A 512-nucleotide genomic window follows, 5' to 3' on the forward strand; every position below is an offset into this window, starting at 1 on the left:
CGGCCGCGACCGAGGACGCCTGGCTGGCCACATTGGACGGCGCCGGGACCGGTGATCACCTCGTGACGGACCCGCCACCCGCTCGCGTCGGGCGGGCGGGCGGCCAGGATTCCATCGTTGTGCTCGGCACCGCCGCCGACCGTCCCATCGACCGCATGGCAGCAGGTCAGGCACTCGCACGGGTTCTACTGACAGCCACCGCCCTGTCGGTGGCCGCATGTCCCATCGGGCACGCCGAGGATATCGACGCAATCCGCGTCACACTGCGTGAAATCCTTGACAGCACCGGAACAGTCCAGATGGTCATCCTCCTCGGCCTGCCGGCGGCCGGAGGGGTCCCGGCTGAGCCGGCCCCACGCCGACCGCTGTCGGAGGTCCTCACGATCTCAGACTGACGGTGAGAGGTACCTGTGACGCCTCCGGCGCCCCGTCGCCGAGATCGCCCGCGTGCTTGACCTGCCGCCCCGGCGGACAGTGCGCTACGAGATTCCCGGGCGCTCTCGGACTCCCGA

Annotated in this window: 1 pseudogene; it reads left to right on the forward strand. The window is 70.5% G+C overall.

Features of this window, described 5'->3' with window-relative positions:
- Positions 1–395, forward strand: a pseudogene (locus U9978_RS20525) (hypothetical protein); the annotation flags it as partial.
- Positions 396–512: the final 117 nt, after the last annotated feature.

The sequence above is a fragment of the Protofrankia sp. Cr2 genome (assembly GCF_963555885.1).
Classification (GTDB): Bacteria; Actinomycetota; Actinomycetes; order Frankiales; family Frankiaceae; genus Protofrankia.